The organism is Lysinibacillus sp. NPDC056220, assembly GCF_049315265.1.
Classification (GTDB): domain Bacteria; phylum Bacillota; class Bacilli; order Bacillales_A; family Planococcaceae; genus Lysinibacillus; species Lysinibacillus pinottii.
In genome coordinates this window covers 1-5,728 of record NZ_JBMOXD010000019.1, presented here as the reverse complement: position 1 = coordinate 5,728, position 5,728 = coordinate 1, and the positions used below count along the sequence as shown (strand labels likewise).

The 5,728-nt window shown below is 38.7% G+C and carries 5 protein-coding genes, 1 tRNA gene and 1 rRNA gene; 3 read left to right on the top strand and 4 right to left on the bottom strand.

What is annotated here, in order from left to right; genetic code table 11:
• The first annotated feature begins 21 nt into the window (after positions 1-21).
• Positions 22-93 (top strand) — tRNA-Glu (locus ACOZBY_RS21765).
• 67 nt (positions 94-160) lie between these two features.
• On the opposite strand, the gene ACOZBY_RS21760 is transcribed toward ACOZBY_RS21765, so the two are convergent.
• The 4 genes from ACOZBY_RS21760 to nadB all read right to left on the bottom strand — a co-directional run bounded on the left by ACOZBY_RS21760 (position 161) and on the right by nadB (position 4,216).
• The gene (locus tag ACOZBY_RS21760; RefSeq protein ID WP_031416472.1) at positions 161-577 is read right to left on the bottom strand and encodes a VOC family protein; all 417 of its coding nucleotides are present in this window, start codon (positions 575-577) and stop codon (positions 161-163) included.
• A gap of 145 nt (positions 578-722) precedes the next feature.
• Positions 723-1,826 carry a quinolinate synthase NadA gene (gene nadA, locus ACOZBY_RS21755; RefSeq protein WP_012295778.1) on the bottom strand — a complete coding sequence of 368 codons (1,104 nt, stop codon included), beginning with the start codon at positions 1,824-1,826 and terminating at the stop codon, positions 723-725.
• Positions 1,813-2,673 carry a carboxylating nicotinate-nucleotide diphosphorylase gene (gene nadC, locus ACOZBY_RS21750; RefSeq protein WP_012295777.1) on the bottom strand — a complete coding sequence of 287 codons (861 nt, stop codon included), beginning with the start codon at positions 2,671-2,673 and terminating at the stop codon, positions 1,813-1,815. The genes nadA and nadC overlap by 14 nt, the downstream gene beginning before the upstream one ends.
• Positions 2,630-4,216, bottom strand: a complete 1,587-nt coding sequence (gene nadB, locus ACOZBY_RS21745) for an L-aspartate oxidase (RefSeq protein WP_012295776.1) — start codon at positions 4,214-4,216, stop codon at positions 2,630-2,632. Before nadB ends, nadC begins: the two co-directional genes overlap by 44 nt.
• Before the next feature lie 100 nt (positions 4,217-4,316).
• Here nadB and ACOZBY_RS21740 point away from each other — a divergent pair, with 100 nt between their 5' ends.
• Together ACOZBY_RS21740 and rrf are read left to right on the top strand one after the other, a co-directional pair.
• On the top strand, positions 4,317-5,387 hold the full coding sequence (locus ACOZBY_RS21740) for a cysteine desulfurase family protein (protein ID WP_012295775.1): 1,071 nt from the start codon (positions 4,317-4,319) through the stop codon (positions 5,385-5,387).
• A gap of 248 nt (positions 5,388-5,635) precedes the next feature.
• Positions 5,636-5,728: ribosomal RNA gene (rrf, locus tag ACOZBY_RS21735) — 5S ribosomal RNA — on the top strand; the annotation flags it as partial.

The following is a 5,728-nucleotide window of genomic DNA, read 5'->3' as shown; positions in this document are numbered from 1 at the left end:
AATCCCTCCTTCTCCGCCATCGGCCCGTTGGTCAAGTGGTTAAGACACCGCCCTTTCACGGCGGTAACACGGGTTCGAATCCCGTACGGGTCATATAAAAAACAGTAGATGCACTAGCGTCTACTGTTTTTTTATAGAAAAATAATGTTAGATAATCGATTTACTCTTGATTCATTGCATGTTCATCCATATAAACTACTTCCCAAATATGTCCATCTAAATCTTGAAAACCCCAGCCATACATAAATCCATGATCTTGTGGATCACTATAAGGTTTTCCCCCGGAGGCAAGTGCCTTATTTACTAGCTGATCTACTTGCTCGCGATTATCTGCAGATAGACATAAAATTGCTTCTGCAGAAACAGTAGTATCCGTAATTTTCTTGTTAGTAAATCCTTTGAAACGATCTTCGACCATTAGTAAAGCAAAAATATTCTCACTAATAATCATTGAGGCAGTCGTTTCGTCACTGAATTGTTGATTGAACTCAAAACCTAACTTCTGAAAAAACGACGTGGATTTGTTTAAATTTTTTACTGGTAAATTAATGAAAATATTTTTTGATTGAAAAGACATTTCTTATCACCTCCAAATCGACATTATCATAAAGAATAAATTGCTGTCAATTTCAGGAGGTAACCTGGATACTTAATTCTATACAAGTAAAAAGCAGAAATATTGTTATTTTACAACATCAACATCTCTGCTTTAATATCCTGATTTATCTTCTTGCTAACATTCTTTCCAGCGAACTAAGAGCTTCCTTGCTAGTATGATCATCAACTTGTATACGGTTATGCGGTTGACCGTGATCAATACTTTCAAGGCACCACAGCAAATGGGGAAGATCAATGCGATTCATCGTTAAGCAAGGACAAAAGTTTTCATTTAAAGAGATAATTTGCTTATCTGGATGCTGCTTTATAATACGATTGACCAGATTCATTTCTGTCCCTATTGCCCATGCAGACCCACTAGGTGCTTGATTAATTGTATCAATAATGTACTTAGTTGAGCCAGCATCATCAGCCGCGTCTACAACCTCTCGACTACATTCAGGATGAACAATAATTCTCATGGATGGATATTCCTTACGAACAGTCTCCGTATGTTGAACTGTAAACCCTTCATGCACAGAGCAATGCCCCTTCCATAGAATAACTTGGATGTTTTCAATAGGTTGTTTAGTCTCAAGTATATTCTTATGTGGATTCCAAACCGCCATATTTTCGAGCGGAACACCTAAGTCATAAGCAGTATTTCTTCCTAAATGTTGGTCAGGTAAAAAGAAGATACGCTGTTTTTGTGTAAATGCCCACTGAACAAGCTCCTTAGCATTAGATGATGTTACACAAGCACCACCATGTCTTCCTGTAAAGGCTTTAATAGCTGCTGTTGAATTAACATAGGTAAGTGGGGTGATCGTATCGCCAAAGAGCTGCTGCAAAATTGGCCATGCTTGTTCAGTTTGATAGATATCTGCCATATCAGCCATCGAACAACCTGCACGCATATCTGGTAAATATACATGTTGCCGTTTTGATGTTAGCATATCAGCAGTTTCAGCCATAAAATGCACGCCACAAAATACAATGTGCTCTGCCTCTTTGTTTGCGGCAGATAACTGAGCCAGCTGTAGGGAATCTCCTGTTGCATCAGCAAATTGTATAACTTCATCTTTTTGATAGTGATGTCCCGGAATAAAAAGCTTGGATCCTAATTTTTTTTTGATTGATAAAATACGTGATTCCATTTCCGTTATCGATAATGCACGATAATGCTCAGGAAGTAACGTCGTCTGTTGTAATAAGCTAGTGATGGACAATGGAATGGCCTCCTTTCATTTGGACGAGGGCGCTAATGTCAAAGGCTTTGACTGAATGGGTTAGAGTACCAAGTGAAATCCATTGTACACCGGCTTGAGCATAGGCCCTTATATTTTCAAGTGTAATGCCTCCTGATGCTTCAGTCGTTATAGAAGAAGGAACAGCAGGCAGCCATGCACGTATTTCCTCAGGACTTCGATTATCAAACATTATAATATCTGCTCCAGCTAAAATGGCTTCATCTAGCTGTTTTTTCGTTTCAATTTCTACTTCAATTTTAACGGTATGACCAACTTTCTCTCTAGCAGCCTGAATGGCTTTTGTGATGCTACCAGCAAAAGCAATATGATTATCCTTTAGCATGATTGCATCATATAGACCATTGCGATGGTTAAAAGCACCACCAGTTCTAACAGCATATTTATCAAGCATACGCAAACCCGGTATTGTTTTACGCGTATCACATATTTTTGTGTTCGTTCCTGCAATTTCCTGGACGGCTAGGTGAGCAGCCGTAGCTATCGCAGACATACGTTGTATAAGATTTAAAATCACACGTTCTCCCATTAGTAATTTTTGTAAGGGACCATCTATAATGGCAATGACATCACCAACCTCTATGGATTCTCCATCTTTTTTAGGAAGGTTGACTTCTATAGACCGATCTAATAAGAGGAAGCCGTGCTCAATAATAGATGCCCCACAAAAAATGCCACTTTCTTTGGCATAAAATGAAAAGGTTCCTTGCTGTTTAGGAGAAAAAATATATTCACTCGATAAATCCCCATCACCTATATCCTCATTAAAAAATTGCTTGAGCATTTCCTCGAGTTTGATGATATTCATACAATGAATTCCTCACTTTCATTTGTCCTTGCGAAAAAATTATCCATCGATTTGCCCATTGTGCTTCCATTTTGGGGTTATCGCTACGAATGTGTGCTCCACGTGTTTCAGTTCTTGTAATGGCTGCATGGGTTATTAGTGTGGCGACAACATGCATCATATATAGTTCCAGCTCAATCTGTTGCAAACCCTTTAAATTTGCATGGAGAAGTGCGTGTATAGAGGGTAATTGCTGGAGGGAATATTGCAAGTCGTCACCGTTTCTAACGATGCCTAAGTACTGCATCATGTGTTGTTGTAATTGTTGTTTGCTAAATAATAACGGCATTGAATCGACATTTTTATCGTTAGCAAGTAAGAAATCTTTTTGGCTACAGCCTTGTTGAATAATGAAATATGCCATTCTTTGACCAAAAGTAATTCCTTCCAATAGGGAGTTACTGGCTAAACGATTAGCGCCATGGACCCCCGTACAGGCCACTTCGCCGATAGCATACAAGTTGGCTATAGTGGTCCTTCCTTTGTCATCAGCAATAATACCGCCCATTAAAAAATGACTTCCTGGTGAAACGGGAATCAGGCCTTCTTGTAAGTCAACATGGTTATTACGGCAAAGCTGTGTGATTGATGGAAATTTAACATCAAAATTTTGGATAGAGGAAATATCAAGGAATGTTTCCTCACCAGCAGCCCGTTTCTTAAATAATGCGAGCGCTGTAATATGTCTTGGTGCTAAGTCTAGTTGTGCATGTATGCCCTTCATAATTGGACGACGTTGTGCATCGACAAAGATACCGCCAGCACCACGTACTGCTTCAGAAATCAATCCTTTTGCCTCATTTTCACACCAAAGTAGGCTTGGATGAAACTGTATAAATTCCATATCACTAATTGCAGCGCCTGCTCGAAAGGCTAAAGCAATACCATCACCAGTATTTGTTGGATCATTAGATGTACTTGAATAAAGTGCTCCAGCACCACCTGTCGCTAAAATAACATGATGAGCAAAGTAGCGTTTAGTGCCTTCTCTTCCTTTTGTGAGTACACCTATACAGTCACCATTTTTATTCAGTAAAAGCTCATAGGCCATTTCATAGCAATTTATCTTCGTGTTAGGTGAAAGTTTATGAAGCAAGTAATCTATGAAAATTTGACCAGTACGATCACCACCTGCATGTAGAATACGATGATGACTATGTGCACCCTCTAGACCTAGAGCAGGAGCTCCATTGTTATGCCGATCAATAGGAAAACCAGCTTTAAGGTAATTGCGCATTATTTTTGTGCCTTCTTCTATGAGTGTTTGAACATGTCTACTTTCATGATGAAACTCTCCAGCCTTCAATGTATCCGCAACATGGCAATCAATATGGTCCTCCTCACTTATCACAGCAGCAATGCCACCCTGGGCACGATAAGAACTACTTGTATGGACGGATGATTTTGTAACTATTTGTATTTTAAAATGTTCTTCAAGCAATAGAGCAGCCTGAAGTGCTGCAATACCACTGCCAATTATCAGGACGTCTGTCTTTACATCCATAGTTATACCTTCTTTACAGTTGTCTTGACAATTATCTTTACATAAAATAAAAAAGAAAACAAGACCTGTTGAACGAGAGAGGAAGAATACGATGATCTACATGGATTACGCAGCAACATCACCAATGACGAAAAAAGCGCTTGAAGCATATGTAGAGGTGGCACAGCGTTATTATGGAAATAGCTCAAGCCTCCATGATTTAGGAGGGCAAGCTCATTATTTTATCCAGCAGTCAAGAGAGATTATAGCCCATGAGCTCGGTGTCAATAGTGATGGTGTTATCTTTACTGGAAGTGGAACAGAAGGAAATATTATGGCCATTTTGTCATTAGCATTAGCCTCTAAAAAAGGGAGGCATATTATTTCATCACAAGCTGAACATACGTCTGTACATGCGGCCATGAATACATTGGAGAAAATGGGCTTTGAAGTGACAAAATTACCGTTGCAAAAGGATGGCTGTATTGACTCAGAGCAACTTCTACATGCTATTCGCAAAGATACAGCATTAATTTCTATTCAACATGTAAATTCAGAAATTGGCTCTATTCAACCTGTGGAAAAAATAATTGAGGCAGCCAAAGAATCCGCTGTTTACTGTCATATAGATTGTGTGCAATCCTTTGGAAAATTAACTATACCAAGAGGGGGAGACGCCATGACAATCTCTGCACATAAAATAGGAGGACCTAAAGGATGTGGTGCAGTTTATATAAACCCTGCAATCCGTGTTCCAGCACTAACGCCAGGCGTAACTCATGAGAGAGGACTAAGAGGGGGGACTTTAGATACACCTTCAATTGTTTCCTTTGCAGCAGCGGTTGAAAATAATAATTATGAAAGACAGCATTACGAGGAATTAAGAAGATATTTTAAAAGTCGCCTACCTAAAACAGGCCAACTAATAGAGTGTAAGCAGCAATTGCCGAATATTTGTGGTGTTATGATGAGTAAAGTGGAGGGGCAGTATGTATTATTAAAATTAAACGAGGCAGGGATTAGTATATCAACAGGAAGTGCGTGTGATATTCATAGCGAATCCGGAACAAAAGCCATTTTATCGATGAATTATTCAATCGAAGCGGCTCGCCGATTCTTTAGAATATCTTTCGGAGATTCAACAACATTTAAAGAAATTGATAGATTGACTAGGGAACTTGCTACTATTTAGTAGCAAGTTTTAAGTTAGATAATAAGCTGAAAATATATAGATGAAAAATAATTGTTTTCTTTTGAAACAACTATTGCTATAATATTTTGCAGGGCAATATTTTCTCTTACTTAACAAAAATATCTTTTAAAAGTAATAATTTCTTTTTTTTATAAAAAAGTATTGCACAATATGAGAAAACGTTATACAATAATTCTTGTCTTGAAGGACAGGTAAACAACTTCAAAACAAGATACATAATAAAACAGTCTAGTGATGATGGCAAAGAGGTCACACCCGTTCCCATACCGAACACGGAAGTTAAGCTCTTTAGCGCCGATGGTAGTTGGGGGCTTCCCCCT

What these genes read in the sequence shown, in the direction of transcription:
- ACOZBY_RS21760 (WP_031416472.1), bottom strand. Translation starts at nt 577, where the DNA reads ATGTCTTTTCAATCAAAAAATATTTTCATTAATTTACCAGTAAAAAAT.
- nadC (WP_012295777.1), bottom strand. Translation starts at nt 2,673, where the DNA reads ATGAATATCATCAAACTCGAGGAAATGCTCAAGCAATTTTTTAATGAG.
- nadB (WP_012295776.1), bottom strand. Translation starts at nt 4,216, where the DNA reads ATGGATGTAAAGACAGACGTCCTGATAATTGGCAGTGGTATTGCAGCA.
- ACOZBY_RS21740 (WP_012295775.1), top strand. Translation starts at nt 4,317, where the DNA reads ATGGATTACGCAGCAACATCACCAATGACGAAAAAAGCGCTTGAAGCA.